The 25002-nt window shown below is 72.6% G+C and carries 21 protein-coding genes and 1 pseudogene; 15 read left to right on the plus strand and 7 right to left on the minus strand.

The features are described from left to right. Window positions 1–63: 63 nt before the first annotated feature. The 4 genes from kdpC to DGO_RS24850 form a co-directional block, all read right to left on the minus strand. Window positions 64–660, minus strand: coding sequence for a potassium-transporting ATPase subunit KdpC (kdpC, locus tag DGO_RS03255; protein WP_083847189.1), 597 nt, complete (start codon window positions 658–660; stop codon window positions 64–66). A 14-nt stretch (window positions 661–674) separates the two neighbouring features. Further along, on the minus strand, window positions 675–2720 hold the full coding sequence (kdpB, locus tag DGO_RS03260; RefSeq protein ID WP_014684058.1) for a potassium-transporting ATPase subunit KdpB: 2046 nt from the start codon (window positions 2718–2720) through the stop codon (window positions 675–677). Then, window positions 2717–4429 (minus strand): potassium-transporting ATPase subunit KdpA, encoded by a 1713-nt coding sequence (gene kdpA, locus DGO_RS03265; protein ID WP_050920664.1) that lies wholly within the window; start codon window positions 4427–4429, stop codon window positions 2717–2719. Before kdpA ends, kdpB begins: the two co-directional genes overlap by 4 nt. 89 nt (window positions 4430–4518) lie before the next feature. Further along, on the minus strand, window positions 4519–4608 hold the full coding sequence (locus tag DGO_RS24850) for a potassium-transporting ATPase subunit F (RefSeq protein WP_082506232.1): 90 nt from the start codon (window positions 4606–4608) through the stop codon (window positions 4519–4521). Between the two features lie 139 nt (window positions 4609–4747). Between DGO_RS24850 and DGO_RS03270 the strand changes: the two genes are divergently transcribed. Both DGO_RS03270 and DGO_RS03275 read left to right on the plus strand, forming a co-directional pair. Beyond that, on the plus strand, window positions 4748–6292 hold the full coding sequence (locus DGO_RS03270) for a sensor histidine kinase (protein WP_083847190.1): 1545 nt from the start codon (window positions 4748–4750) through the stop codon (window positions 6290–6292). Then, a complete protein-coding gene (locus DGO_RS03275; protein ID WP_014684061.1) occupies window positions 6289–6921 on the plus strand; it encodes a response regulator in 633 nt (210 codons plus the stop codon). Before DGO_RS03270 ends, DGO_RS03275 begins: the two co-directional genes overlap by 4 nt. A 48-nt stretch (window positions 6922–6969) precedes the next feature. Here DGO_RS03275 and DGO_RS03280 read toward each other — a convergent pair whose 3' ends face one another. Together DGO_RS03280 and DGO_RS03285 are read right to left on the minus strand one after the other, a co-directional pair. Further along, window positions 6970–8202 (minus strand): ABC transporter substrate-binding protein, encoded by a 1233-nt coding sequence (locus DGO_RS03280; RefSeq protein WP_014684062.1) that lies wholly within the window; start codon window positions 8200–8202, stop codon window positions 6970–6972. 122 nt (window positions 8203–8324) lie between these two features. After that, on the minus strand, window positions 8325–9065 hold the full coding sequence (locus tag DGO_RS03285; RefSeq protein ID WP_014684063.1) for an IclR family transcriptional regulator: 741 nt from the start codon (window positions 9063–9065) through the stop codon (window positions 8325–8327). A 110-nt stretch (window positions 9066–9175) separates the two neighbouring features. Here DGO_RS03285 and hutU point away from each other — a divergent pair, with 110 nt between their 5' ends. From hutU to DGO_RS23130, 7 genes and pseudogenes are all read left to right on the plus strand, one after another. Further along, window positions 9176–10840 (plus strand): urocanate hydratase, encoded by a 1665-nt coding sequence (gene hutU, locus DGO_RS03290; RefSeq protein ID WP_043800848.1) that lies wholly within the window; start codon window positions 9176–9178, stop codon window positions 10838–10840. Then, window positions 10837–11754, plus strand: coding sequence for an arginase family protein (locus DGO_RS03295; RefSeq protein WP_043800852.1), 918 nt, complete (start codon window positions 10837–10839; stop codon window positions 11752–11754). Before hutU ends, DGO_RS03295 begins: the two co-directional genes overlap by 4 nt. Beyond that, window positions 11741–12967, plus strand: coding sequence for an imidazolonepropionase (hutI, locus tag DGO_RS03300; RefSeq protein ID WP_043800855.1), 1227 nt, complete (start codon window positions 11741–11743; stop codon window positions 12965–12967). The genes DGO_RS03295 and hutI overlap by 14 nt, the downstream gene beginning before the upstream one ends. Then, on the plus strand, window positions 12964–14538 hold the full coding sequence (hutH, locus tag DGO_RS03305; protein WP_014684067.1) for a histidine ammonia-lyase: 1575 nt from the start codon (window positions 12964–12966) through the stop codon (window positions 14536–14538). Before hutI ends, hutH begins: the two co-directional genes overlap by 4 nt. Before the next feature lie 130 nt (window positions 14539–14668). Next, entirely contained in the window at window positions 14669–15007 is a 339-nt protein-coding gene (locus DGO_RS03310; protein ID WP_043800859.1) for a hypothetical protein, read from the plus strand. A gap of 2225 nt (window positions 15008–17232) precedes the next feature. Continuing rightward, window positions 17233–17361 (plus strand): annotated as a pseudogene (locus DGO_RS24855) (hypothetical protein); the annotation flags it as partial. A 123-nt stretch (window positions 17362–17484) separates the two neighbouring features. Further along, window positions 17485–18021: a hypothetical protein gene (locus tag DGO_RS23130; RefSeq protein WP_226991514.1), complete on the plus strand. Its 537-nt coding sequence runs from the start codon at window positions 17485–17487 to the stop codon at window positions 18019–18021. 12 nt (window positions 18022–18033) lie between these two features. On the opposite strand, the gene DGO_RS03320 is transcribed toward DGO_RS23130, so the two are convergent. Next, a complete protein-coding gene (locus DGO_RS03320) occupies window positions 18034–18492 on the minus strand; it encodes a COG4315 family predicted lipoprotein (RefSeq protein ID WP_145975237.1) in 459 nt (152 codons plus the stop codon). A gap of 101 nt (window positions 18493–18593) precedes the next feature. Here DGO_RS03320 and DGO_RS03325 point away from each other — a divergent pair, with 101 nt between their 5' ends. The 6 genes from DGO_RS03325 (at window position 18594) to DGO_RS03350 (ending at window position 24916) form a co-directional block, all read left to right on the plus strand. Next, window positions 18594–19814 carry a YbfB/YjiJ family MFS transporter gene (locus tag DGO_RS03325; RefSeq protein WP_043800861.1) on the plus strand — a complete coding sequence of 407 codons (1221 nt, stop codon included), beginning with the start codon at window positions 18594–18596 and terminating at the stop codon, window positions 19812–19814. Window positions 19815–20044: 230 nt separating this feature from the next. Continuing rightward, complete coding sequence (locus tag DGO_RS03330) at window positions 20045–21424, plus strand: SWIM zinc finger family protein (RefSeq protein WP_145975238.1); 1380 nt, start codon at window positions 20045–20047, stop codon at window positions 21422–21424. Beyond that, entirely contained in the window at window positions 21421–22149 is a 729-nt protein-coding gene (locus tag DGO_RS03335; RefSeq protein WP_043800865.1) for a DUF5691 domain-containing protein, read from the plus strand. The genes DGO_RS03330 and DGO_RS03335 overlap by 4 nt, the downstream gene beginning before the upstream one ends. A 31-nt stretch (window positions 22150–22180) precedes the next feature. Beyond that, the gene (locus DGO_RS03340) at window positions 22181–22873 is read left to right on the plus strand and encodes a hypothetical protein (protein WP_014684075.1); all 693 of its coding nucleotides are present in this window, start codon (window positions 22181–22183) and stop codon (window positions 22871–22873) included. 10 nt (window positions 22874–22883) lie between these two features. Further along, window positions 22884–23978, plus strand: a complete 1095-nt coding sequence (locus DGO_RS03345) for an ATP-binding protein (protein ID WP_043800875.1) — start codon at window positions 22884–22886, stop codon at window positions 23976–23978. A 35-nt stretch (window positions 23979–24013) separates the two neighbouring features. Continuing rightward, on the plus strand, window positions 24014–24916 hold the full coding sequence (locus DGO_RS03350; protein ID WP_169330989.1) for a leucine-rich repeat domain-containing protein: 903 nt from the start codon (window positions 24014–24016) through the stop codon (window positions 24914–24916). The last annotated feature ends 86 nt before the right edge of the window (window positions 24917–25002 follow it).

Consider the following 25002-nt stretch of genomic DNA (forward strand, 5'->3'; position numbering starts at 1 on the left):
ACGGGACAGCGAGAGGCGTTCGGGCTGGCGCGCTTCGGTCACGGGGTCTCCACGGGCTCCTTTTTACCGCGCCGCGTCGAGCGCGAGGTTCAGGCGCAGCACGTTGACGCCCGGCTGCCCCAGGCCCAGTGCGCCCGTCTCGGTGTTCGCGGCGACCAGGGCGCGCACCTGCGCCGCGTCCAGTCCGCGCGCGCGCGCCACCCGCGCCACCTGAAGCTCGGCCCCGGCGGGCGAGATGTGCGGGTCCAGCCCCGCGCCCGAGGCGGTTAGCAGGTCCACCGGGATCTGCGAGGCGGCCACGCCCTCACGCGCCGCGATTTCCTTGGCGCTGGCCTGCGCGCGCTCACGCAGCGCCGGGTTGCTCACCGCGAGGTTGGACCCCGAGGCGCCCATGGGGTCGTACCCCGTCCCCGCCGCGCTGGGCCGCCCGATGAAGTAGGTGTCGCCCGTAAAGGTCTGCCCGACGAGCGCCGAGCCGACGACCTTGCCGCCCTGCTCGATGAGCGAGCCGTTCGCCTGCCTGGGAAAGAGGCTGCCCGCCGCGAGGGTGGTCACGAGGGGGTAGAGCAGCCCCACGAGCGCCAGCCACAGCAGCGTGAAGCGCAGCCAGGCCAGGAAACCGGGTTGGGGGGCGGTGTCGGTGGGGGAGGGAGTGGTCACGGAAATCTTCTCCTTCAGAAGCCCAGCACGCCGAGCGCCAGGTCGATGAGTTTGATGCCGACGAAGGGCACGAGGACGCCGCCCAGGCCGTAGATGAGCAGGTTGCGGGCCAGCAGGGCGTCGGCGCTGCCGGGGGTGTAGCGCACGCCCTTGAGGGCCACCGGAATCAGGGCCGGAATGACGAGCGCGTTGAAGATGACGGCCGAGAGGATGGCGCTTTCGGGGCTGCGCAGGGCCATCACGTTCAGGGGCGCGAGCGCCGGGAGCTGCGCGGCGAACAGCGCGGGCAGCACCGCGAAATACTTCGCCACGTCGTTGGCGATGGAGAAGGTCGTCAGCGCGCCGCGCGTCATGAGGAGGCCCTTGCCGATCTCGACGACCTCGATGAGCTTGGTGGGGTCCGAATCGAGGTCGATCATGTTGGCGGCTTCCTTGGCGGCCTGGGTGCCGCTCTGCATCGCCAGCCCCACGTCGGCCTGGGCCAGGGCCGGGGCGTCGTTGGTGCCGTCGCCCATCATGGCGACCAGCTTGCCGCCCTGCTGCTCCTCGCGGATCATGCGCAGCTTGTCCTCGGGGGTCGCCTCGGCCAGGAAACCGTCCACGCCGGCCTCGCGGGCGATCGCCTCGGCGGTCAGGGGGTTGTCCCCGGTGATCATCACCGTGCGCAGGCCCATGCGGCGCAGCTGCTCGAAACGTTCGCGCATTCCCGGCTTCACGATGTCGGACAGCGCCACCACGCCCAGCAGGCGGTCGTTCTGGATGACGACCAGCGGCGTGCCGCCCCCGCGCGCCACCTCGTCCACCAGCGGCTGAAGCTCGGGCGGCACGCGGCCCCCGCGCTCGGCGGCGAGGCGGGCGATGCGGTCGGACGCGCCCTTGCGGATGCTCGACAGGCCGCCCACGGCCGGGAAGTCCACGCCGCTCATGCGGGTCTGGGCGGTGAATTCCACGAACTCCGCGCCGCCCGGCGTCTCTACGGTCACGCCCTGGCTGCGGGCCAGCGCCACGATGCTCTTGCCTTCGGGCGTCGGGTCGGCCAGCGAGGCGAGGGCGGCCAGGCGCGCCAGTTCGACCTCGGTCACGCCGGGCAGCGGCGCGAATCGGGTCGCCTGCCGGTCCCCGATGGTGATGGTGCCGGTCTTGTCGAGCAGCAGCACGTCCACGTCGCCCGCGACCTCGACCGCCTTGCCGCTCTTGGCGATCACGTTGGCCTGGAGGGCCCGGTCCATTCCCGCGATGCCGATGGCGGGCAGCAGGCCGCCGATGGTCGTCGGGATCAGGCATACGAGCAGCGCCACGAGCGTCACCACATTCACCTCGGCCCCGGCAAAGCGCGACAGGGGCAGCAGCGTGGCCACCACGATCAGGAACACCAGCGTGAGTGCCGCGAGCAGGATGGACAGGGCCAGTTCGTTGGGGGTCTTCTGGCGGCTCGCGCCTTCGACCAGCGCGATCATGCGGTCCAAGAAGCTCTCGCCGGGCTGCGAGGTCACGCGCACCACGATGCGGTCGGACAGCACCCGCGTGCCGCCGGTCACGCCGCTGTGGTCGGTGCCCGCCTCACGGATCACCGGCGCGCTCTCGCCGGTGATGGCGCTCTCGTCCACCGAGGCCAGGCCTTCCACCACTTCGCCGTCGCCGGGGATCATCTCGCCGGCCTCGACCACGATCAGGTCGCCGGGGGCGAGGCGGGTGCTGGGCACCACCTCTTCCTGGCCATTCACCAGCCGCCGGGCGGGCGTGTCCTCGCGGGCCGAGCGCAGGGTCGCGGCCTGGGCCTTGCCGCGCGCCTCGGCCAGCCCCTCGGCGAAGTTGGCGAACAGCACCGTGAACAGCAGCAGCAGCGTGATGCCCAGTTCGTAGCCCCACGAGCGGCCCGAGGCGAGGTTCATGACCGTGAGGACCGCCGTGAGGACGCCGCCCACGAGCACCACGAACATCACGGGATTCTTGGCCATCGCGCGCGGGTCGAGCTTGACGAAAGACGCGCGCAGGGCGTTCAGGAGCAGGGCCGAGGAGAAGATGCTGTTCGGCGCTTTGGGGGGCTGGGCAGTGGTCATGGTTGGTCCTGTGCGGTGGCGGATTGAGCGGCGGCGGCCTGCGAAACGGTCCGGTTCAGCGTGAGCTGTTCGGCCACCGGCCCCAGCACCAGCGCCGGGGCGAAGTTCAGGAGTTGCAGCAGCAGCATGACGCTCAGGAGCATCCCGGCGAACACGGGCGTATCCACCCGCAGCGTGCCGCTGGTTTCGGGGGCGGCCTTCTTGGCGGCGAGCAGGCCGGCGATCGCCAGCGGCCCCAGGATGGGCAGGAAGCGCGCCAGGATGAGCACGACCGCGCAGGTCACGTTCCACCACGGCGTGTTGTCGCCCAGGCCCTCGAAGCCGCTGCCGTTGTTGGCGAAGGCCGAGTTGTACTCGTAGAGCACCTGCGACAGCCCGTGGAAACCGGGGTTCGAGTTGGCGGTGATCGAAGGCATCGCCAGCGCCGCCGCCGTGAAGCCCAGCACCAGCAGCGGCTGGAGCAGGATGATCAGCGAGGCGATCTTCATCTCACGGACCTCGATCTTGCGCCCGAACAGCTCGGGGGTGCGCCCGACCATCAGCCCGGCGATGAACACGGTCAGGACCACGAAGATCAGCATGTTGATCATGCCCACGCCGATGCCGCCGTACACGTCGTTCAGGAACATGCCGAGCTGCGGCACCAGCCCGCCCAGCGGCGTGAACGAGTCGAGCATCCCGTTGACCGACCCGCTGCTCGTCTGGGTGGTGACGGCCCCCCACAGCGCGGTGGCGTCGGCCCCGAAGCGCACTTCCTTGCCTTCCATGTTGGGACCCAGCGCCGAGAGGCCCTGAAGCGCCGCGTTCGGGCCGCGCTCGGCCAGCACCGCGCCGAGGGTCAGCGCCGCCGACATCACGCTCATGACCGCCATGATCGCCACCCCGAAACGGGCGCGGTTCAGGAAGCGGCCGGTGGCGACCACCAGCGAGACCGGAAACAAGATGATGCTCACGAGTTGCAGGAGGTTCGACAGCGGGGTGGGGTTTTCCAGCGGCGTGGCCGAGTTGGGGCCGTACCAGCCGCCGCCGTTCGTGCCGAGCTGCTTGATGGCGACCATCGCGGCGACCGGTCCGACCGGAATGGTCTGGGTGGTGACGGTCTGGCCCTGGGTCGTCTGCGGCTGGACCAGGGTGGCCGTCTTCGCGCCGCTGAAGGTGCTGGGCACGCCCTGCCAGGTCAGCAGCAGCGCGAGGATGAAGGACGTGGGCACCAGGAACCCGACCGCCCGCGTCACGTCGAGGTAGTAGTTGCCGACGTTCTTTTCGCCCTTCAGGCCGCGCAGCACGGCGAACAGGGCCGCCATGCCGACGGCGGGGGTCACGATCTGGAGGGCTGTGATCCCCACCATCTGCGAGAGGTAGGACAGGCCGCTCTGGCCGCTGTAGTGCTGCTGGTTGGTGTTGGTGATGAAACTGGCGGCCGTGTGCAGGGCCGTGTCCCAGCGCATGCCGGCTATGCCGTCGGGGTTCAGGGGCAGGCCGCCCTGAAACAGGAAGACGAGGTAGGCGGCGACGCCGAGCAGCACGTTGGTGCCCAGGAGCGCCGCGCCGTACTGCCGCCAGGTCATGCCGCGTGAGGCGTCCACGCCGCTCAGGCGCAGGAAGCCGGACGTGAGGCGCGAGGCGGGGGCCGCGAAGACCCGCGCGATGAGGGCGCCCAGGGGAATCGCCAGCGCGAAGGCCAGCGCGTAGGTCAGGAAGATATCCACAACTTCACAGCCTCTCGGGAACGAGGACGAACGCCGCTGCGGCCCCGAACAGGGCCAGCAGGATCAACAGGCCGATGACCGCGCCCATCTCAGAACTTTTCCGCGCGCACGAGGGCGTAGAGCAGATAGGCGGCCAGCAGCAAGACAATGAGGAGAAGGGCAAGGTCCATAAGCGGCATCCTCTTCCCCGGTGGCCTGACCCGGTATCCTGCTTCCGGCCACACGTCTGGCCATATGGCCAGTGGCCGGCCCGCGCCCAGGCATTAGGCTGCGGGTTCAGGGGCGGCCCCGTGCCCAGCCCCCTTTTCCCGGAGACCCATGCCTGTCGTCAGAGCCAATCCGATTTCCCCCGCCGACCCGGTGGCCCCGGCCGCGCCCGAGGGACCGGCCACCGTCTTTCCCCTGAGCGAACGCGCGCTGCTGGGGCTGTGCCTGGGCCTGGTGCTGCTCGTCACGCTGATCGACGTGCTGACCCCGGCGTCGCTGGTGGTCGGTACGCTGCTCAGCGCGCCCATCGCGCTGGCGGCGCTGGGGGTGTCGCGCGCCTGGACCCTGCGCCTGATCGCCCTGGTGCTGGCGGGCAACGTCTTCGCGGCGCTGTTCAACGGTCTGCGCGACGGCGTGTCGGGCACCGATCTCGTCAACCGGGTCATCAGCGTACTCGCGGCGCTGCTCGTCGGGGTGCTCACGCTGCGCGCCCGCGAGGCCTCGGCGCGCGCCGCCCGCCTGACCGAGGAAGGCCGGCGACTGAGCCGCGAGCGGGCGCTGCGTGCGCTGGTCGAGGCGGTCAGCGGGCCGTTCGGCCAGGACGAGTTCGTGGGACGCGCCGCCCAGGCCCTGCGCGAACTGTCGGGGGCCGAACGGGTCGAGATCGGCAGCGTGGACCGCGCCGTGCTGGCCGCGCCGCACGGCCTGAGTCCCGAACACGGCCCCAGCCGCCTGGGCCAGCGGCTGCCGCTGGAGGTGCTGGCCCGTCCTGCCGGCACCGGGCGCGTGTGGGCGACCGGCGGCGGCGACCTGCTCCTGGCGCGGCTCTCGCGGCCCAACGGCGAGGACCTGTTGCTGCTGCTGACCCGCCCCACCGCCGCCCCCGACGTGCTGGAGGAAGCGGTGTTGACGCTGCAACCCCTGCTCGACCGTACGGCGCTGCTCGACGACCTGCGGGTCAGGCAGGCCCAGCTTCAGGAACGCGGCGAACTCATGCAGGACCTCGTGTACGCCCTGAGCCACGACCTGCGCACCCCCCTGATGGCCAACACCATGAACATGCGCTCGGCCCTCAAGGGGGCCTACGGGCCGCTGCCCGAGGACTACCGCTCGACGCTGCGTCACGGTCTGGACGCCAACGCGGCGCTGCTGGCCCTGGCCGATCAGCTCCTGCTGGTCGCCAAATACGAGAGCGGCGAGCAGGAGGACCCGCTGGGCAGCGTGGCCCTGCGCGACGTGGTGCTGGGGGTCATCAGCCAGCTCACGGGGCGCGCGGAGGAACAGGGTGTGACCTTCGAGACCGGTCTGGAGGGCGTGCGCGTGCCGGGGCTGGGCCATGACCTGCGCCGCGCCGCACAGAACCTGCTGGAAAACGCCGTGCGCTTCAGTCCGCCGGGCGGCGTGGTGCGCGTGACCCTGACCGCCGAGGACGGCGAAGCGGTGCTGCGGGTGCTGGACCAGGGGCCGGGCATCGCGCCGGGCCGCGAGGCCACGCTGTTCCAGCGCTTCCGGGCGGGCGGCGCGGGCGGCGGCACTGGCCTGGGGCTGTACCTCACGCGCCGCATCGCCGAGGCGCACCGGGGCCGCGTGACCTACACCCGCACCGCGAACGCCCAGAGCGTGTTCAGCCTGTGGCTGCCCCTGGAGGCCCCATGACCCCCTCACCCATCCGCGTGCTGCTCGTCGAGGACCACGCCTTCACGCGCGACGGCCTGCGCGCCGCCATCAACCTGGAAACCGACCTGCGGGTGGTCGCCGAAGCCCGCAGCGGCGAGGAAGGCCTGGAAAAGCTGGCCCACACGGCGGTGGACGTGGCGGTCCTCGACATCGGCCTGCCGGGCATGGACGGCATCGACCTGGCGGCCGAGATCAAGCGCGGGTGGCCGACCACGCGCGTCGTGATGCTCACGGCCCACAACCTGCGCGAGGAGGTGCTCGCGGCGCTGGCCTCGGGGGCCGACGCCTACTGCCTCAAGAGCGGCGACCCCGACCTGCTGCTGCTCGCCATCCGGGCCGCCGCCGCCGGCAGCGCGTACCTCGACCCGCAGGTGGCGCACCACGTTCTGGGCAGCATCCGCGCGCCGCACGCCGTCTCGCCCCTGACCCCGCGCGAGACCGAGGTGCTGCGCCTGATCGCCGAGGGCCAGGGCAACAAGGAGATCGCCGCGCATCTGGGCATCAGCGTCAGCACCGTCAAGTTGCACGTGCAGGACCTCCTGGTCAAGCTCCAGGCCGCCGACCGCACCCAGGCCGCCGTGCAGGCGCTGCGGCGCGGCCTGCTGTAGGGCGCGCGCTGGCTGGCCTGGCGCGCCCTGGATCATGGGCGGGGCCGCCTACTTGCCGAGACCGGCCTTGTCGGCGAGCTGCTGGGCGGCGGCCGCGGCGCTCTGGGCATTTTTGTTCGCCACGAACTGGTCGATCACCGCGCCGAACGCGCTGGTGAAGCTCTCGGGCGCCACCGCGCCGTGCGTCATGCTCCCGATGATCTTGTCCTTCTTCCAGTCGGTCGCCGCGCTGCGCGAATAGGTGCTGTAGCGCCGGATGTCGCTGTCGAGGCGTGCGGCGATGCTGCCCTTGAGGGGGTTGAAGGTGTCCTGGCCCTGCCTGCTGCCCAGCAGCTTGAGCCAGTCGACCGCCTCGGTGCGGTGCTTGGCGCCCTTGGGCAGCCCGAAGGAATCGGCCAGCATCACGAACAGGCCTTCGGTGCCGGGCGCGGTGGTCCAGCCGAAGCCGGTGTTCGGCAACAGGTAGCGCGTGTTGGAGAAGTAGCCGGCGGCCCAGTCGCCCATGATGTTGAATGCTCCCGCGCCGTCCACGATGCGGTCGCTGGCCTGCTGCCAGCTCAGGCCCGAGGCGTCCTTGTTGGTGCAGTCCATGACCTTGCCGAAGGTCGTGAACGCCCCCACCACCTTGGGATCCGTGAACTTGAGCTTGCCGCTCCACAGGTTGTTCCAGCCGTCCGCACCCAGCGTACCGACCATCACGTTTTCCCACAGGTGCTGCTGGGTCCAGTTCTCGCCCACGACCAGCGGCGCAGCCACACCCTTGGCCTTGAGGGCCGTGCAGGTCGTCAGGAACTCCGGCCAGGTCTTGGGCACGGTGACGCCCCAGGCCCTGAGCTTGGCCGGGTTGTACCACATGACATTGCTGCGGTGGACGTTGACGGGAACGCTCCAGATGCCGCCCTTGCTGGAGATGAGCTTGACGACGTCGGCGGGGAAGGCCTTGGTCCAGCCCTCGGACTTGAACAGGCTGCTGAGGTCTTCCATGCGGTTGGCGACGACCCAGGTGCCGATGAGTTCCTGGCCGGCGTGGGCCTGGAACGAGTCGGGGGGCGTGCCGCCCAGCATGCGGGTCTTGAGCACCGCCTTGGCGTTCGTCCCCGCGCCGCCCGAGACGGTCGCGTTGTTGACACTCACGTCGGGATACTTCTGCTGGTAGAGCCGCAGCAGGGCGCGCAGGGCCGGGGCCTCGTCGCCGGACCACCAGGAGAAGATTTCGAGTTTGGCCGCCGTCGCGCTCGAGAAAGCGCTCAGGCCGGCCGCCAGCAAGACGGCTCTGTACATGTTGTTCCTCTGGGAGACCACCCGGGACGGGGGCCACGGCTTTCCACGGGCAGGAAAGGCGGGGCCCCGGGGTCGTGCGATTGAGATGCGGGCAGGATGGGCCGCGCGGTGCTACAGGGTTCTTACACGCGCTTCGGGGCCGGCGCATGAACGGCGGGGCCGGGGCGGTCCCCCAGCCCCCACGACACCTCGGCCGCCGCGTCCGTCAGCCGCCGCAGCAGGGCCTCGCGCCCGCGCAGCCGCCCCGTCGGGAAGCTCAGGCCCAGGGCCGCCAGCACCACGCCGCCCTCGCCGCGCAGGGGCACGGCCAGTCCGCTCGTGCCCGCCTCCCACTCGTCGCGGGCCAGGGCGTGGCCGCTGCGGCGGATGGCCTGCGCCTCCTGCGGCCAGTCGGCGGGGGCGGCGTCCGGCGTCAGGCCGTGCAGGGCATACAGCAGCTTGCCGCTGGCGCTGGCGTGCGCCGGCAGCACGAACTGGGTCTCGCCCGCCACCGCGCCGCCCTCGCGGCCCTGCACCGAGCGGGCCACACACAGCACCTGCCGCCCCTGCATCACCGCCAGAAAGGCCAGCAGGTGCGTGCCGCGCGCCAGCGCCGTCATGGCGTCGTGCGCCGGGGCATACCAGGGCACGCTGCCGTACAGGGCGCTCGACAGTTTGAGCAGCCGCCAGCCCAGCCGGTAGCGCCCGCGCCCGACCTGAAGCAGCAGCCCGCAGCCGCACAGGGTCTGCAGGTGTTCGTGCAACGTCGAGGTGGGGAGCCCCAGGTGTGCGGCCAGGGCGCTCAGGGTCCATTCGGCGTGGTCGGCGTCGAAGGCTTCCAGCACGCCGACCGCGCCCTCGACGGTGGAACGGGTGCGGGTCATGGCCCAGAGTAGCAACTTTCCGGCCATGCCGGAAAAGCGCCTTGTACGGACCACCCGCCGGGGGAAGGATAGGGGCACTTCAAGTCCAGAGCTGTGCCCCAGGAGACGCCATGACCACCGAAACCGCCCCCGTGATCCGTGCCCCGCGGGGCCCCGAGAAGACCGCCAAAGGCTGGATACAGGAAGCCGCCAAACGCATGTTGATGAACAACCTCGACCCCGAGGTGGCCGAGCACCCCGAAACCCTGGTGGTGTACGGCGGGCGCGGCAAGGCGGCGCGCAACTGGCCCGCCTTCCACAAGATCGTGGAGACGCTCGACCGCCTGGAAAACGACGAGACGCTGCTCGTGCAGTCGGGCAAGCCGGTGGCGGTGCTGCGCACCCACGAGTGGGCGCCGCGCGTGCTGATCGCCAACTCGAACCTCGTGCCGCACTGGGCGACCTGGGAGACCTTCGACCAGCTCGACCGGGCGGGCCTGATGATGTACGGCCAGATGACGGCCGGAAGCTGGATCTATATCGGCACGCAGGGCATCCTGCAGGGCACCTACGAAACCTTCGCGGCGGCGGCCCGCAAGCACTTCGGCGGCAGCCTGAAGGGCACGGTCACGCTGACGGCTGGGCTGGGCGGCATGGGGGGCGCGCAGCCGCTGGCGGTCAAGCTGGCGGGCGGCGTGAGCATCACCGTCGAGATCGACCCCACCCGCATCCAGAAGCGCCTGGACACGCGGTATCTCGACGAGGTGGCGGATAGCCTCGACGACGCCATCCGCCGCGCCGAGGGCTACAGGGCGCAGGGCGTGGCCCGCTCCATCGGTCTGCCCGGCAACGCCGCCGAGGTGCTGGCCGAGGTGGTGGCGCGCGGCTGGACCCCCGACCTCGTGACCGACCAGACGAGCGCCCACGACCCGATGTGGGGCTACCTGCCGGTGTTGGCCCCCGACGAGGACGCCGCCGCGCTGCGCGCCGAGCACGCCGACGAGTACCGGGCGCGGGCCTACGAGGCGATGGCCGCGCACGTCCGCGCCATCCTGACGCTTCAGGAGCGCGGCGCGGTGGCCTTCGACTACGGCAACAACCTGCGCCAGCGCGCCCTGGAGGCCGGGGTCGAGGACGCCTTCGCCTATCCCGGCTTCGTGCCCGCCTTCATCCGCGACAGCTTCTGCGAGGGGCGCGGGCCGTTCCGCTGGGTGGCCCTGTCGGGCGACCCCGAGGACATCTACGCGACCGACCGGGCGCTGCTGGAACTGTTCCCCGAGGACGAGCGCCTGCAGTCGTGGCTGACCTACGCCGCCGACCAGATCGCCTTCCAGGGCCTGCCCGCGCGCATCTGCTGGCTGGGCTACAAGGAGCGCGACCGCGCCGCGCTGCTGTTCAACGAGATGGTGGCCGACGGCCGCCTGAAGGCCCCCATCGTGATCGGGCGCGACCACCTCGACGCGGGCAGCGTCGCCAGCCCCTACCGCGAGACGGAGGCCATGCTGGACGGCTCGGACGCCGTGTCGGACTGGCCGCTGCTGAACTTCGGGGTGGGGATCGCCTCGGGCGCGGCCTGGATGAGCTTCCACCACGGCGGCGGCGTGGGCCTGGGCTTCTCGCAGCACAGCGGGCTGGTGGCGCTGGCCGACGGCACCCCGGAAGCCGCCCTGCGCCTGAGCCGCTGCCTGACCAACGATCCCGGCATGGGGGTGTTGCGCCACGCCGACGCGGGCTACGACCTCGCGCTGGACACGGCCCGCGAGCGGGGACTGGACCTGCCGAGCGTGGAGCGGTGACCCAGCCCGCGCACCTGCCCTATTCGGGTATCGCCACCTTCGCCCGCGCGCCTCTGCGCGACCTGGGGGACGACTGGCACGCGGACGTGGGCGTACTGGGCATCCCCTTCGACATCGCCCTGGGCTTCCGGCCCGGGGCCCGCTTCGCCCCGCGTGCGCTGCGGGAGGCGTCCCTGCGCTCCGTGCCCCCTTTCACCGGTCTGGACGGACGCACCCGGCTGGAGGGCGTGACCTTCGCCGATGCGGGCGACGTGGCCCTGCCCAGTCTGGAGCCGGAGCTGGCCCGGGGGCGCATCACCCAGGCGGCGCGGGCGCTGCGGGAACGCTGCCGCATGTCGGTGTTCCTGGGCGGCGACCACAGCGTGACCTACCCGCTGCTGCGCGCCTTCGCGGACGTGCCCGCGCTGCATGTCGTGCAGCTCGACGCGCACCTCGACTTCAGCGACACGCGCAACGACACCCGCTACAGCAACTCCAGCCCCTTTCGCCGCGCGGCAGAGGCCCTGCCGAACCTCGTCCACATCACCACCATCGGCCTGCGGGGCCTGCGCTTCGACCCCGAGGCGGTCGCGGCGGCGCGGGCGCGGGGCCACACCCTGATTTCGATGCTGGATGTTCAGGCGGGGCTGGTGGGCGTGCTGGAGCGCCTGCCCAGCGGACAGAACGTCTACCTCAGCGTGGACGCGGACGGCCTCGACCCTGCCGTGCTGCCCGGCACGTCCAGCCCCGAGCCCGACGGCCTGACCTATGCGCAGGCGATGGCCCTGCTGGCGGCCACGGCGAAGCGGAACCGCGTGGTGGGCCTCGATCTGGTGGAGCTGGCTCCCAACCTCGACCCCAGCGGCCTGAGCGCCCTGATCGGCGCGCGGCTGGTCATGGAGACGCTGTGTGAGGTGTTCGATGCCGGAAACTGAGGTGCTCTACACGAACATCGCCCAGCTCGCCACGTCCGCCCCCGGTCCCCAGCGCGGCGCGGCGATGCGCGAGTTGACGGTCATCCCCGACGCCGCCCTGCTGGTGCGCGGCGGACAGGTCGCCTGGGCAGGCCGCCGACAGGACGCGCCGTCATGGGCGGACGAATGCGATCTCGGCGGCGTGGCGGTCGTGCCTGCCCTGACCGACCCGCACACCCACGCGGTCTGGGCGGGCGACCGTCTCGCGGATTTCGAGGCGCGGGCGCAGGGCGTGGCCTACGAGACGATCCTGGCGCGTGGCGGCGGCATCCGCAGCACCATGCGCGCGACGGCGGCAGCGACCGTGGACGAACTGGTGGCCCTCGCCCGGCCCCGTCTCGCGGCCCTGACCCGTTCGGGCGCGGCGACCGTCGAGGTCAAGAGCGGCTACGGCCTGGACTTCGCCGCCGAACTGCGGATGCTGGAGGCCGTGGGGGTGCTGGCACGCGACGTCCCGGCGACCCTGGTGCCCACCCTGCTCATCCATGTGCCGCCGCCGGAGGGCCGCGCCGGGTACGTCCGCGAGGTCTGCGAGGGCCTCATCCCCGAGGTGACGCGGCGCGGGCTGGCGAGCGCCGTGGACGTGTTCTGCGAGCGCGAGGCCTTCAGCGTCGAGGAAACGCGGGCCATCCTCACGGCGGCGCGGGCGCACGGCCTGGGGATCAAGCTGCACGCCGACCAGTTCCACGCGCTGGGCGGCACCGAGCTGGCCTGCGAACTGGGCGCGCTGAGCGTGGACCATCTGGAGGCCAGCGGCGAGGCGCAGGTGCGGGCTCTGGCCGCGTCGGGCACGGTGGCGACGGTGCTGCCGGGCGTCTCGCTGCACCTGGGCCTGCCTGCCGCGCCTGCGCGGTCTCTCGTGGACGCCGGGGCCTGCGTGGCGGTAGGCACCGACCTGAACCCCGGCAGCGCCCCGCTGAGCAGCGCCGCGCTGGCCCTGGCCCTGGCCGTGCGCCTGTGCGGCCTGACCCCGGCCGAGGCGCTCACCGCAGGGACGGTGAACGCCGCCGCCGCGCTGGGCCTGCGGGACCGGGGGGCGCTCGCACGCGGGCAGCGCGCCGATTTCCTGGCCCTGGAGGACCGCGACTGGCGCGGGCTGGTCTATACGCTGGGGGGCAGCCCCGTGCGGCAGGTGTACCGGGGCGGGCAGCCCCTGGGGGGAGAAGGACTGTGATTCTGGACAGAGCACTGACGTTGGACGGCTTCATCGCGGTTGTCCGCCACCATGAACCCGCCGAACTCGCACCCGCCGCCCGTGAACGCATCCTGCGGGCGCGCGCCGTCGTCGAGGCCATCGTGGACGGCGACCGGGCGGTGTACGGGGTCAACACGGGCTTCGGCAAATTCGAGAGCGTGCGCATCGGGCGCGGGCAGCTGGAGCAGCTCCAGCACAACCTGATCGTGTCGCACGCCATCGGGCTGGGCGAAGCCCTGAGCGCCGAGGTCGTGCGCGGCATGATGCTGCTGCGCGCCCAGAGCCTCGCGCTCGGGCATTCCGGCGTGCGCCCGGAAGTCGTCGAGCTGCTGCTGGCGCTGCTCAATGCCCGCGTGCATCCGGTCATTCCCGCGCAGGGCAGTGTCGGCGCGTCGGGCGACCTCGCGCCGCTGGCCCACCTCGCCCTGGCACTCATCGGGCTGGGCGAGGTGGAGGTCGGCGGCGCGGTGCGGCCGTCTGCCGAGGTCTTCGCCGAGCTGGGCCTCACGCCCCTGACCTTGCAGGCCAAGGAGGGGCTGGCCCTGATCAACGGCACGCAGCTCATGGGCAGCCTGCTGGCCCTGGCCCTGCACGACGCCCGCATGCTGCTGGGCACCGCCAACCTCGCGGCGGCCATGACGGTCGAGGCGCGGTACGGCTCGCACCGGCCCTTCGCCGCCGACGTGGTGGGCCTGCGGCCCCATCCCGGCGCGCTGGAGGTGGCCGCCGAGCTGCGCCACTTCCTACGGGACTCGCAGATCGCCCCCAGCCACGCCGAGTGCGGCAAGGTGCAGGACGCCTACAGCCTGCGCGCCGTCCCGCAGATTCACGGGGCGACCTGGGACGCGCTCGCGCAGGCCGGGCGGGTGCTGGCGACCGAGTTCGCGGCCGTCACCGACAACCCCCTGATCTTTCCTGAGACCGGCGAGGTCGTGTCGGGCGGCAACTTCCACGGGCAGCCGCTGGCGCTCAGTGCCGACGCCCTGAAGGTCGCGGTGGCCGAGCTGGCGAACGTCTCCGAGCGCCGGATCGAGCAGCTCCTGAACCCCGCCCTGAGCGGCCTGCCCGCCTTCCTGACCCCCGAGGGCGGCCTGAGCAGCGGCCTGATGATCGCGCAGTACACCGCCGCCGCCCTGGTCAGCGAGAACAAGGTGCTGGCCCATCCGGCCAGCGTGGACAGCATTCCCACCAGCGCGGGGCAGGAGGACCACGTGAGCATGGGCGCGCACGGCGCGCGGCAGTTGCGCCAGATTCTGGACAACGCCCAGGCCGTCGTGGCGACCGAACTGCTGTGCGCCGCCCAGGCCCTCGACTTCCAGACCCTGCGGGCCGGGCAGGGGGTCCAGGCCGCCTACGAGCACCTGCGGGCCAACGTGGCCCATCTGGAGACCGACCGGTATTACCGGCCCGACCTGCTGCGCGTCTTGGAGCTGGTGCGCGGCGGCGGGCTGCTGGCGGCGGCGCGCGGAGGGGACGCGGCGGCGGCCTCCGGGGAGGGGAACGGCCCGGGACGTGTGCCCCAGTTCGGGGACAGCACCTCGCGGCACTGAGGCGCGCCGTCTCCTGTCGCCCTGCCGGAGACCGGGGCGGATTTTCCGTTCAGGGACGGAAATCCGCCCCGTACCTAGTGAGGGACGACTCACAAAAGCTCCTTCTTAATGAAGTTAGAGTCAAGACCTCATGGCAGATGAGCGAGAGAAACGGATGATGGAAGCCCTCTCCCGGATGGCCGAGACGGACCTCCAGCCGGAACAGGGCGTGGACGTTTCCCGGCTCATCCGGCGACTTCTCCAGCGGCAGGAGGAGGTGCAGCGTCAGCTCGGGGAGGTGGTGGGCGAGATGGACCAGGTCGCCGCCCTGCTGCGCGAGCAGGCCGACCAGCCCGACACCGCCGCCGCGCAGGCCCGCGAGCACATCGCCCTGGACTTCTCGCGGGGTGCCCAGGCGATGGAGCAGGCCCGCCAGGCGCTGCTCCAGGCGACCCGCGAACTCGAATACCTGCGCTACCGCCTGTTGTAGGCCGGCGGCCCCTGCGGGCGATCTCGCCGTTTTCTGACGGCCGCCGGGGCGGAGCGAGATCAAGAGGCGGCTATAGGCCGCCGCCCGGCAGTCCTGTAGGCTCTGCGGAGCGCCGTATACAGTCCGGGCAGGAACGACGTGCACAGCAAAGGGGGCCGCCCGGCCCCGAAAGGAGCAGCCGAATGTCCCGCAGGTGCCGACCCGTTTCCGATGGCCTCCCTGGCCGCAGGGCCGGATGATCTCTCTCCAGACCCTGGGGGGCCTGCGTCTGCACGGCGCTGACCTGGGGCAGCGGCTGCCGCTGCTGGTGCTGGCCTACCTCGTGATCGAGGGGCCGACCGAGCGCCAGCATCTGCGCGGCCTGTTCTGGCCCGGGGCCCAGAGCCAGGGCAACAATATGCGTGTCGTGCTCGCCAAACTGCGCGCGACCCTGCCGGGACTGGCCCTGAGCGGAGACGTGCTGCGCGCCGAACTGCCCTGCGACGCCCCCCAACTCGCGCAGGCCCCCGACCCGGAGGCGCTGTACCAGGGGGCCTTCCTGCAGGGCGTTTCTCTGAACGGGCTGGGTGAGGAGCTGTACGAGTGGGTATGCGCGACCCGCGAGCGCCTGGCCCTGGATATGCAGTACGCCCTGATCGCCCGCGCCGAGACCTCGTCGCCCGCCGAGGCGGCGCGGCTGGCGGCCCAGGTGCTGGCCGTGCCGGGCGCCGCGTCCCCGGACCCGGAACTGCTGGCCCGGCTGTACCCGCTGGCCCTGCCCGGCAGCCTGCTGGCCCGGCAGCTCGACGGGGCGCGGCGCGAACTGGACCTCGAAGGGGCCTGGCCCCCGCACGCTGGCCGGCCCCAGCAGGTGGCCGCGCCGCTGCCCGGCCGCCTGCTGGGGCGCGGCGCGGAGGTCAGTCAGGTGCTGGCCTGGCTGGGCGCGCCGCCGCCCGGCGGGCCGCGCCTGGTGCAGCTCAGCGGCCCGAGCGGCAGCGGCAAGAGCCTGCTGGCGGGCACGGTCCTGCTCGAACGCCAGCGCCTGGGCGGCGAGGTGCTGCACCTGGACCTGGAGGTGCTGCGCGACGAACTGGACGTGGCCGCGCGGGTGGCCCAGACGCTGGGGCTCCAGGTCGAGGATCAGGGCGACCCCTGGCTCTCGCTGGCCCAGGCGCTGGATGCCCGCACCCGTCAGGCCCCCCTGCTGCTGGCCCTCGACGGCGCCGACGGTGTGGCGGGCCTGGACATGGCCGTGCCCCGGCTGCTGGCCGCCGCGCCCGGGGTTCAGGTCCTGCTGACCCGCCGCGCGCCCCTGTGGGAAGGGCCGGCGCAGCTGCGCCTGGGGGGGCTGGCCCTGCCGGGCCTGACCGACCCGGACCTGCTGCTCGCGCAGAACCCGGCCGTACAGCTGTTTCTGCGCTCGGCGGGGCCGGAGTTGCGCGCCGATCAGGAAGGCGCCCTGCCGCTGGTCGCCGCGCTGGTCCGGCGGCTTCAGGGGCTGCCGCTGGCCGTGCAGCTCGTGGGGGGCTGGACCCGGCAGCGGCCATTGGCCGAGGTCCACGCGGCGGTCGAGTCGGAGCAGGCGGCGGGGCCGGAGCTGGGCACGCTGCTCGCGCCCCTGCTGGCCCGCACCTGGGACCTCCTGCGGCCCGCCGAACAGGAGCTGCTGGCCCGGCTCGCGGGGCTGCCCGACTGGAGCCTGGATTCGGCGCGGGAGGTGGCCGGGCTGGACGGGCCTGCGCGCGCGGCGCTGCTCGCCAGCGGGCTGCTGCTGGAACAGGGAGGCCGGGTGCAGGTGCTGCCCCTGCTGGCCCGCTGGCTCGCCGGGGCGCGCCCCGCGCCGGAAGGGGGCCGCGCCCTCCAGGCGGCGCATTACCTGGACCTGCTGCGCCGCCTGGACCCGGCCGATCCGCTGCTGCGTGACGAGGCGGGCAACCTCGGCCTCCTGCTGGGCTGGCAGCTCGCGCAGGAGGCCGGGCCGGAGGCTGCGGAGGACGACCTGCTGCTCGTGGCGCGGCTGGGAGCGTATTTCGAGCGCCGGGGGCGACTCAGTGCGGGGGTGCGCGCCCTGGAGACCCTGGAGGTGCAGGCGGCGGCCCCGCAGGTCCGGCTGGCGCTGGCGGCCCAGCGGGCCTGGCTGGCCTTCCGCAGTGGCCGTCACCGCGACGCCGAGGGCCTGAGCCGCCGGGTGCTGGACGCGCCGCCCGCCACCCGGCCGCTGCGGGTACAGNGTGTGGGCTTCGAACGTGCTGGCGGTCACGCTGAGTCGCCAGGGTCGGGGCGGGGAGGCGGCGGAATTTCTGCGCCAGGCGGCCACCCTGGCGCGGCAACTGGGCGACGGCGGGCGCGAGGCGCTGTACCTGGGCAACCTGGCCCTGCTCCTCAAGGACCTCGGCGAGTATGCCGAGGCGCTGGAGGCCCTGCGCGCCGCCCAGGCGTACCACCGGCGCTGGGGCCAGCCGGAACACGCGCATTTCGAGGAATTGCGGGTCATCGAGGTGCGGCTCGACGATCCGCAGGCCGACCCGCTGGAGGTCTGGGAGGCGGCGCGCGCCCTGGAACTGGTCCTCCAGGGCAGCGGCGATCAGATGCGGCTGGGCACGGCGCTGTATCTCCAGGCCCGCGCGGCGCTGCGCGCCGGTGACCCCGGCGCGGCCCTGCGGCTGGCCGCCGAGGTCCACCGGGCCCATGAGACGTTTCCCGACCCGACCTTCCAGGCGGCGGCCTGGATTACAGAGGCCGAGGCGCACTACGCCCTGTTCCGGACCCCCGAGGCCCGGCGCGCCCTACGGCTGGCCGCACAGGCCTGCCTGGACCTGGGCGACGAGGTCGGGCTGCTGGAGGTGCTGCTGGTGCTGGCGGCCGACCTGCGCTACGAGGCCCCGGCCTTCGGCGAGAAGCTGCTGGCGGTCGTGGCTCGCCACCCGCGCAGCAATGCCGCCCAGCGCCGCCGGGCGGCCCGGTCGCCGGGGCAGGAAGCGGTCCCCGACGACCTGCGCGCCCTGGTTACCGAGGGGCTGGCCCAGTTCGGCTGAGCGGCGTGGCCTTCAGGGTCCGCCGTAGACGCCGGGCCAGGTGGGCAGGTCGTCTCCGTCGGCCAGGGGCGGCACGTCGGGCGTCACGACTTCGAACAGGCCCGGAACCCGCCCGCGTGCCGGACCGCCGGGCACGTCCAGATCGAAGAGATACAGCGGCCAGCCCCGGTAGACCGCCTGCCGGGCCGGCAGCTGCTGGCCGTCCCGCTCCTGAAACTTGAGGTCGCGGGCGATGGCCGGGCTCTCGCTGGTGGCCTCGGGCAGCGGCGCGTAGTGGGAGATGGTGCCCTGCAGGTAGGGCGGCCAGTCGGCGGCCCAGGGCACCACGGGCGACGGCAGGCCCTGACGCACGGCCTGAGCGTAGGGCACGAAGCGGTAGACCGCGAAGCCCCCGGTGGTCGCCAGGCCGGCCCCCAGGTCCACCAGCACGGGAGAGAGCGGAGGCCAGGGTGCGGAAGAATCTGAGGTCATGCCGGGCAGTATAGAAGGGGTCGCCGGGGCGCGCCGTCTCCCGTCCGGTTCCGTCTCCGGCGCGCTAAGCTGCCCGGTGCGGCCGCCCGCCGCCTGCCCCCATGACCCTGCCCGAATCCCCCTCTGCGCCCCGCCCTCCAGCCGGAGGAGCGGCGCTGTGGGTGGCGGCCGGGCTGGCCCTGGGGCCAATGGTGGCGCTGGGTTTCGGGCGCTTCTCCTACGCGCTGCTGCTGCCTCCCATGCGCTCCGCCCTGCACTGGACCTACACGCAGGCCGGGGCCATGAACACCGCCAACGGCCTGGGCTACCTGCTGGGCGCGGTGCTGGCCCCCCGGCTGCTGGGGCGCTGGGGGGCGCGCCCGGCCTTCGTGGCCTCGCTGCTGGTCACGGCGCTCACCATCGCCCTGACGGCGGCGAGCGGCGCGCTGGGGTGGCTGCTGCTCATGCGCTTCCTGACCGGACTGGGCGGGGCCGTGACCTTCACGTCGGGCGGCCTGCTCACGGCGCAGGTGGCCTCGGCCGCGCCCACACGCCAGGCCGGGGCCGTGCTGAGCGTGTTCTATGCCGGGGCGAGCCTGGGCATCCTGCTCACGGGTCTGGGGCTGCCCGCGCTGCTGGGCCGGGCTGGGCCCGAAGGCTGGCACGCGGGCTGGCTGGCCCTGGGGCTGGTGTCGCTGCTGGGGCTGGCGGTCGCCGGGCGCGCGGCGGGGCGGGTCCGGACCGCCGCGCCCGGCACCGACGCGGGGCCGCTGGGGTGGGCGCAGGTCCGACCGCTGCTGCGTTCCCTGCTCGCCTACGCCTGCGCGGGGCTGGGATACGTTGCCTACACGACCTTTTCGGTCACCTACCTGCGTGCCGGGGGGCTGGGGACGGCGGCCGTGTCGCTGTTCTGGGCGCTGCTGGGCCTGGCGGGGGTCGCCGCGCCGCTGGTGTGGGGCCGGCTGCTTTCGCGGCGCTGGGGCGGGCGGCCTATGGGCATCCTGATGGCGACGATGGGCGCGGGCGCGGCGCTGCCGGTGGTCTCGACCGCGCCCCCGGCCGTGTTCCTGTCGGCGGCGCTGTTCGGTGTGGCCGCCCTGACGGTCGTCGCCTCGACCACCGCCCTGATTCGCCAGAGCCTGCGCCCGGCGCAGTGGGGCGCGGGCGTGGCCCTGTATACCGTCACCTTCGCGGCCTTCCAGAGCGCGGGGCCGCTGCTCACGGGCGCGCTGGCCGACGGCGGCCCGGCGGGGCTGCGTCTGGGGCTGGGGGTTTCGGCGCTGGTCCTGCTGCTCGGGGCGGCGCTGGCGCTGTGGCAGCCGGCCATCCCGACCGACGGATGACCGCTGGGAGGCCGGGGCTCCTTCTTCTGCGCCCAGCCGGCAAAACCCGGCAGTTTCCGGTTGGGCCGCGCCCTCTCCGGGTGGGGACATGCCGCGCGATCTCGTCCCCGTCCGGGGACAGGATGTGCTATGGGTGGGGGGCGGCCCCGCCCGGCGGGAGACGCGTTGCGCAAGAGTGATCCACCTGTTACAATTACGCTGCAAACGTAATTAGAAAAGGAGTTTACGCCTTGGCCCCCACGCTCGATCACCTGACCGCCGACACTGTGCTGGCCCTCGCGCCTGACAGCAGCAGTGCCAAAGCCGCCCAGAAACTCGCTCGCCCCGCCGGCTGGCCCACCCTGGCCCGCGACGGCGACGTCCTGTGGGGCGAATGCCAGGGCAGCGGCGCCCACCCGTACCTCGTGGGTGTGGACGCCCGCAGCGCCGAGATCGCCAGCAAGTGCAGTTGCCCCAGCCGCAAGTTTCCCTGCAAGCACGCCCTGGGCCTGCTGCTGCTGCACACCGCCGGAAGCGGCGAATGGACCCGCACCGCCCCGCCCCCCGACCTCACCAAGTGGCTGGGGGGCCGCCTGAGCCGCGCCGAGAAGGCCGCCCAGGTGTCGGAACAGGGGCCCGGCGACGAACCCGCCGATCCGGCCGCGCAGGCCAGGGCCCAGCAAAAAGCCCAGGCCGCGCGCGACCGCAAACGCTCGGCGGGCCTGGAAGACCTCGAACTGTGGCTGAGTGACCTCGTGCGCGAAGGCCTTCAGGCCGCCCGTACCCGCCCCTACGCCGACTGGGACCGGCAGGCCGCCCGGCTGGTGGACGCCCAGCTCGGGGGCGCGGCGCGGCTGGTCCGGCAGATTCCGGAGCTGCTGCACGAGGAGGGCGGCGAGGCCCTGACCGCCCACCTGGGCAAACTCTGGTTGCTGACCCAGGGATGGCGCAGCCGCGACGCGCTGCCGGACGCCGAGCGCGCCGACCTCCTGACCGCGCTGGGAACGCCGCTGGACCGCGCGGGCCTGCCGCCCGCCTCGCCGGGGGTCTGGCGCTCGCTGGGCAGCGTGCACGAGGAGGAAGGCAAGCTGACCGTGCGCCGCACCTGGCTGCTGGGCGGCGCGCCGGAACCGGGCGGAGAAGAGGCCCTCGCGCTGCTGCTCGACTTCGCGCCGACGGGGCAGGCGCTGCCCACGCCGCTGGCGCTGGGCCACCCCTTCACGGCGGCGGTGGCCTACGCGCCTTCGGCCTACGCCCAGCGGGCCGTGGTGCAGGGCGAAATCGTGGGGGGCGATGTTCCCCCGCACCCCGACGACCTGTTCATGCCCGGCGGCACATTGGGGGGCCTCCAGGCGCACTACGCGGCGGCCCTGGCCCGCAATCCCTGGCTGGAGCGTATCGGGGCCTTCGTCGGCCCGGCGTACCTGAACCTCGACCCGCCGCAGCTGTGCGACGCGGCCGGGCACGCCGTTCCTCTGCATCCCGGCGTGGAGAACAGTGAACTGTGGCACATGATCGCCCACGCCGAGACGCGGATGCAGACCTATTTCGGAGAGTGGGACGGGGTGAGTTTCGTGCCCCTGTCGCTGGAACCGGCCGCGCCGCCCGCCTCCGCCGGAGCCGGCGCATGAGCCGCGACCTGAGCGACCTGGCGCTGATCGCCGCGCGCGGCACCAGCCGGGCCGAGCTGCCCGCGCCCACCGGCCCCCTGGCCGCCGCGCTGGCGGGAATAGGCGGCGACGCGCCCGAGGCGCGGTTGCTGGGCCGCGCCGCCCTGCTGGGCCTGCATGCCCGCGCCGGCAGGCCGCTGGGGCAGGCCGCCGCCCCGCCACCCGCCGAGGTCCCCGCCCCCGACTCGCCCCTGCCGCCTGCCCTGGCCGCGCTGCTGCCCCGGATGCTGGGTCTCGGTCCGGAGCTGTCCGGCCTGGCGCTGGAGGATGTCGAGCGGGGTGGCTGGACCCTGAACGCCGCGCAGGTGTTGAAGCTCTGGAACCGGGACGGCGCCCTTGCCCGGCCGCTGTGGGTGCGCGCCGACGCGCGGGCGTGGGCCACCCTGGAGCGCCACCCCCTGCACGCGCAGGCGCAGAAGGCCGCAGAAGAGCTGGCGTGGCGGGAACAGCTGGAGGCCCTGGGCGCGGCGCGGGGAACGGACCCCGGGGCCGCCGCGCGGGACCTGACCGAGCTGTGGGGCACGCAGAGCGCCGACCGCCGCAAGGAACTGCTGGCGCTGGTGCGCCGCGACCTGCGCCCGGNGGACCGCCCGCNGCTCGACCTGGCGACCCGCGACCGCTCTCCCCGAGATCGCCAAGCAGGCGCGCCAACTGCTGGGGCACCTGCCCGGTCCCCTTCAGGATGAACTGCTGGCGCTGCTGCCCCAGGCGGTGAAGGTGAGCGGCCTGCTGAAGAAGAAGGTCACCTTCGGGGCCTTCGACCTGCCGGCGGCGCTCGGCAAACCCCGCGCCGGACAGTACGACGACAGCGACCTCCACCGCCTGCTGGGGGCGCTGCCCACCCCGCTGATCCTCGGGACGCTGGGGCTGGACTGGAAAGACCTGCACCGGGCCGCCCGCGACCAGCACTGGTCCCTGGCGAGCGAGTTGCAGGCGCCGCCCGAACCCGGTCCCGAGCCGCTGGCCCCGGCGCTGGCACTGGCCCGGCTGCGGCAGCTCGCGGGACAACCCCAGGTGTCGGGCGAGAAGCTGCTGGCCGCCGCGCAGGCCCCAGGGGTAGACCTGTCGGCCCAGCCCGCCGACCTGCAGACGGCCCTGGCGGCCCGCGCCGTCGCCCTGCACCAGTACGAACATTCCTGGCAGGCGCGGGAGCTGACGGCCCTGCTGCGCCGCGCCCTGTCGCTCGACCTGAGCGTGCCGCCGCCCACGCCCCTGCCCTTCGAGATGCCGCCGCGCCCCAAGAAGCTGCCCACCTGGCAGACCCCCGCCGAATGGGAGGACCGCCAGCGCCAGGACCACGCCCAGCGGGAACAGGCGGCCCTGGAAGCCTGGCGTGACCTGCAAGACACCCTGAAGCTGCGCCGCGAGTGGCGCGGCGCCCTGGCGGCCCAGCCGACCCCCCGACCCTGAGGAGCGACCCATGACCCCCACCCAGACCACCCCCGAAGTCCTGCGCCAGCACGCCGAACAGGCCTACGCCCACGAACTCGCCGCCCTGGCGCAGCACGACCGCCATCCGAAGCCGCCCCGGTGGAACCTCAGTCCACGCGCCGTGCTGACCTACCTGATGGGGGGCCGCGCCGGAGACACCGAGATCACGCCGAAGTACGTAGGCGAGCCGCGCCTGATGGAAATCGCCGTGGCGACCCTGGCGACCGACCGCGCCCTGCTGCTCATCGGCGTGCCGGGCACGGCCAAGAGCTGGGTGAGCGAGCACCTCGCCGCCGCGATCTCGGGCGACAGCACCCTGCTCGTGCAGGGCACGGCGGGCACCGACGAGAACGCCATCCGCTACGGCTGGAACTACGCCCGCCTGCTGGCCGAGGGCCCGAGCGAGGCCGCGCTGGTCGAGAGTCCGGTCATGCACGCTATGCGCGAGGGCAAGATCGCCCGCCTGGAGGAGCTGACGCGCGTGCAGAGCGACGTGCAGGATACCCTCATCACCGTCCTGTCGGAAAAGACGCTGCCGGTGCCCGAGCTGAACACCGAGGTGCAGGCGGTGCGGGGTTTTAACCTGATCGCCACGGCGAACAACCGCGACAAGGGCGTGAACGACCTGTCGAGTGCGCTCAAGCGCCGCTTCAACACTGTGATTCTGCCCGTGCCCGACAGCCTGGAAGACGAACTGAGCATCGTGACCCGGCGCGTCGAGTCGCTGGGCCGCAGCCTGGGCCTGCCGGAAGTGCCGGCGGCGCTCGACGAGATCCGGCGCGTGGTGACGGTGTTCCGCGAGCTGCGTGCGGGCGTCACCGAGGACGGCAAGACCAAGCTCAAGTCGCCCAGCGGCAGTCTCAGCGTGGCCGAGGCGATCAGCGTGGTGACCAACGGCCTGACCCTGGCCGCTCACTTCGGCGACGGCGAACTGAGCAGCCGCGACGTGGCCGCCAGCGTGATCGGGGCGGTCGTGAAGGACCCGGTGCAGGACCAGGCCGTGTGGAACGAGTACCTGGAAACCGCGATCAAGAAACGGGCGGGCTGGAAGGAGTTTTACTCGGCGTGTCGGGAAGTGAGCTGAGGATGGAGCCGTACGCCCACCAGCACCCCCGGGCGTTGCGTGGCTCCGCGCTGGTGCAGGCGGCCGGCGCCGAAGGCTTTTCCTGGCCCGAGCACATCAACCTGAACGGGTGCGGCCTGACCGGGTGGCCCGAATCCCTCCGGCAGGCCCGGGGGGTGCAGGCCCTGAGTGTCTACGACAACCGGCTGGCCGACCTTCCCGAGTGGCTGTGGACGTTCGGCGACCTGCATACCCTGAACCTGTCGGGCAATGGGTTCACCCAGGTCTCGCCGGAGCTTGGCCGCCTGGGCAGGTTGCAGATGCTGGACCTCGGGCACAACAGTCTCGCGGCCCTGCCGGACATGTTTGCGGGATTGCCGGAACTGCGCTTCCTGTACGTCAGCAACAACAAGCTCACGGCCCTGCCGGACTCGCTGCGTTCCCTGGCACGGCTGACCTACCTGAACGTGACCGACAATGCCCTCAGCGAACTGCCGGGGTGGCTGGGCGAGCTGGGCCACCTGACCGAGTTTCGCGCCTATAACAACGCGTTGGAGTATCTCCCCGAGAGTATGGGTCACCTGTCGGAGCTGCGCGAACTGCACGTCATGCACAACGCGCTGACTACCTTGCCCCAGAGCCTCGGCGGGTGCGGCAGCCTGCGGGAAATCGACGCCCAGGGCAACAAGTTGCGCGCCCTGCCCGACACCCTCGGCAGCCTGTCCCGGCTGACCTCGCTGAACCTGCGCTTCAACGACCTTTCGGCACTGCCCGACACCATGCGGCACCTGGCAGAGCTGCGGTTTCTCGACCTGCGGGCCAACCGCCTGACCGAGGTGCCCGAGTGGCTGGCACAGCTGCCCCGGCTGGAAAAGCTGGATCTGCGCTGGAACCAGCTCGGCCGGCTTCCTCAGTCCTTCGGGGCGTTCAGGGAGCGCGGTGGACAGGTGTATGTCTGAGGCGGCATTCGGCCTGAATCCGTCTCGACGGGCCGGTTGAAGGCTTCCCGATCCTTCCGTTCCCGCCGCGCCCCCGTCTTCTGGCT

The organism is Deinococcus gobiensis I-0 (assembly GCF_000252445.1).
Lineage (GTDB): Bacteria > Deinococcota > Deinococci > Deinococcales > Deinococcaceae > Deinococcus > Deinococcus gobiensis.

Bases quoted from the DNA above. Each gene is read 5' to 3' on its own strand.
- kdpB (WP_014684058.1), bottom strand. From the start codon at position 2,720: ATGACCACTGCCCAGCCCCCCAAAGCGCCGAACAGCATCTTCTCCTCG.
- DGO_RS24850 (WP_082506232.1), bottom strand. From the start codon at position 4,608: ATGCCGCTTATGGACCTTGCCCTTCTCCTCATTGTCTTGCTGCTGGCC.
- DGO_RS03270 (WP_083847190.1), top strand. From the start codon at position 4,748: ATGCCTGTCGTCAGAGCCAATCCGATTTCCCCCGCCGACCCGGTGGCC.
- DGO_RS03275 (WP_014684061.1), top strand. From the start codon at position 6,289: ATGACCCCCTCACCCATCCGCGTGCTGCTCGTCGAGGACCACGCCTTC.
- DGO_RS03280 (WP_014684062.1), bottom strand. From the start codon at position 8,202: ATGTACAGAGCCGTCTTGCTGGCGGCCGGCCTGAGCGCTTTCTCGAGC.
- DGO_RS03285 (WP_014684063.1), bottom strand. From the start codon at position 9,065: ATGACCCGCACCCGTTCCACCGTCGAGGGCGCGGTCGGCGTGCTGGAA.
- hutU (WP_043800848.1), top strand. From the start codon at position 9,176: ATGACCACCGAAACCGCCCCCGTGATCCGTGCCCCGCGGGGCCCCGAG.
- hutI (WP_043800855.1), top strand. From the start codon at position 11,741: ATGCCGGAAACTGAGGTGCTCTACACGAACATCGCCCAGCTCGCCACG.
- DGO_RS03310 (WP_043800859.1), top strand. From the start codon at position 14,669: ATGGCAGATGAGCGAGAGAAACGGATGATGGAAGCCCTCTCCCGGATG.
- DGO_RS03320 (WP_145975237.1), bottom strand. From the start codon at position 18,492: ATGACCTCAGATTCTTCCGCACCCTGGCCTCCGCTCTCTCCCGTGCTG.
- DGO_RS03325 (WP_043800861.1), top strand. From the start codon at position 18,594: ATGACCCTGCCCGAATCCCCCTCTGCGCCCCGCCCTCCAGCCGGAGGA.
- DGO_RS03345 (WP_043800875.1), top strand. From the start codon at position 22,884: ATGACCCCCACCCAGACCACCCCCGAAGTCCTGCGCCAGCACGCCGAA.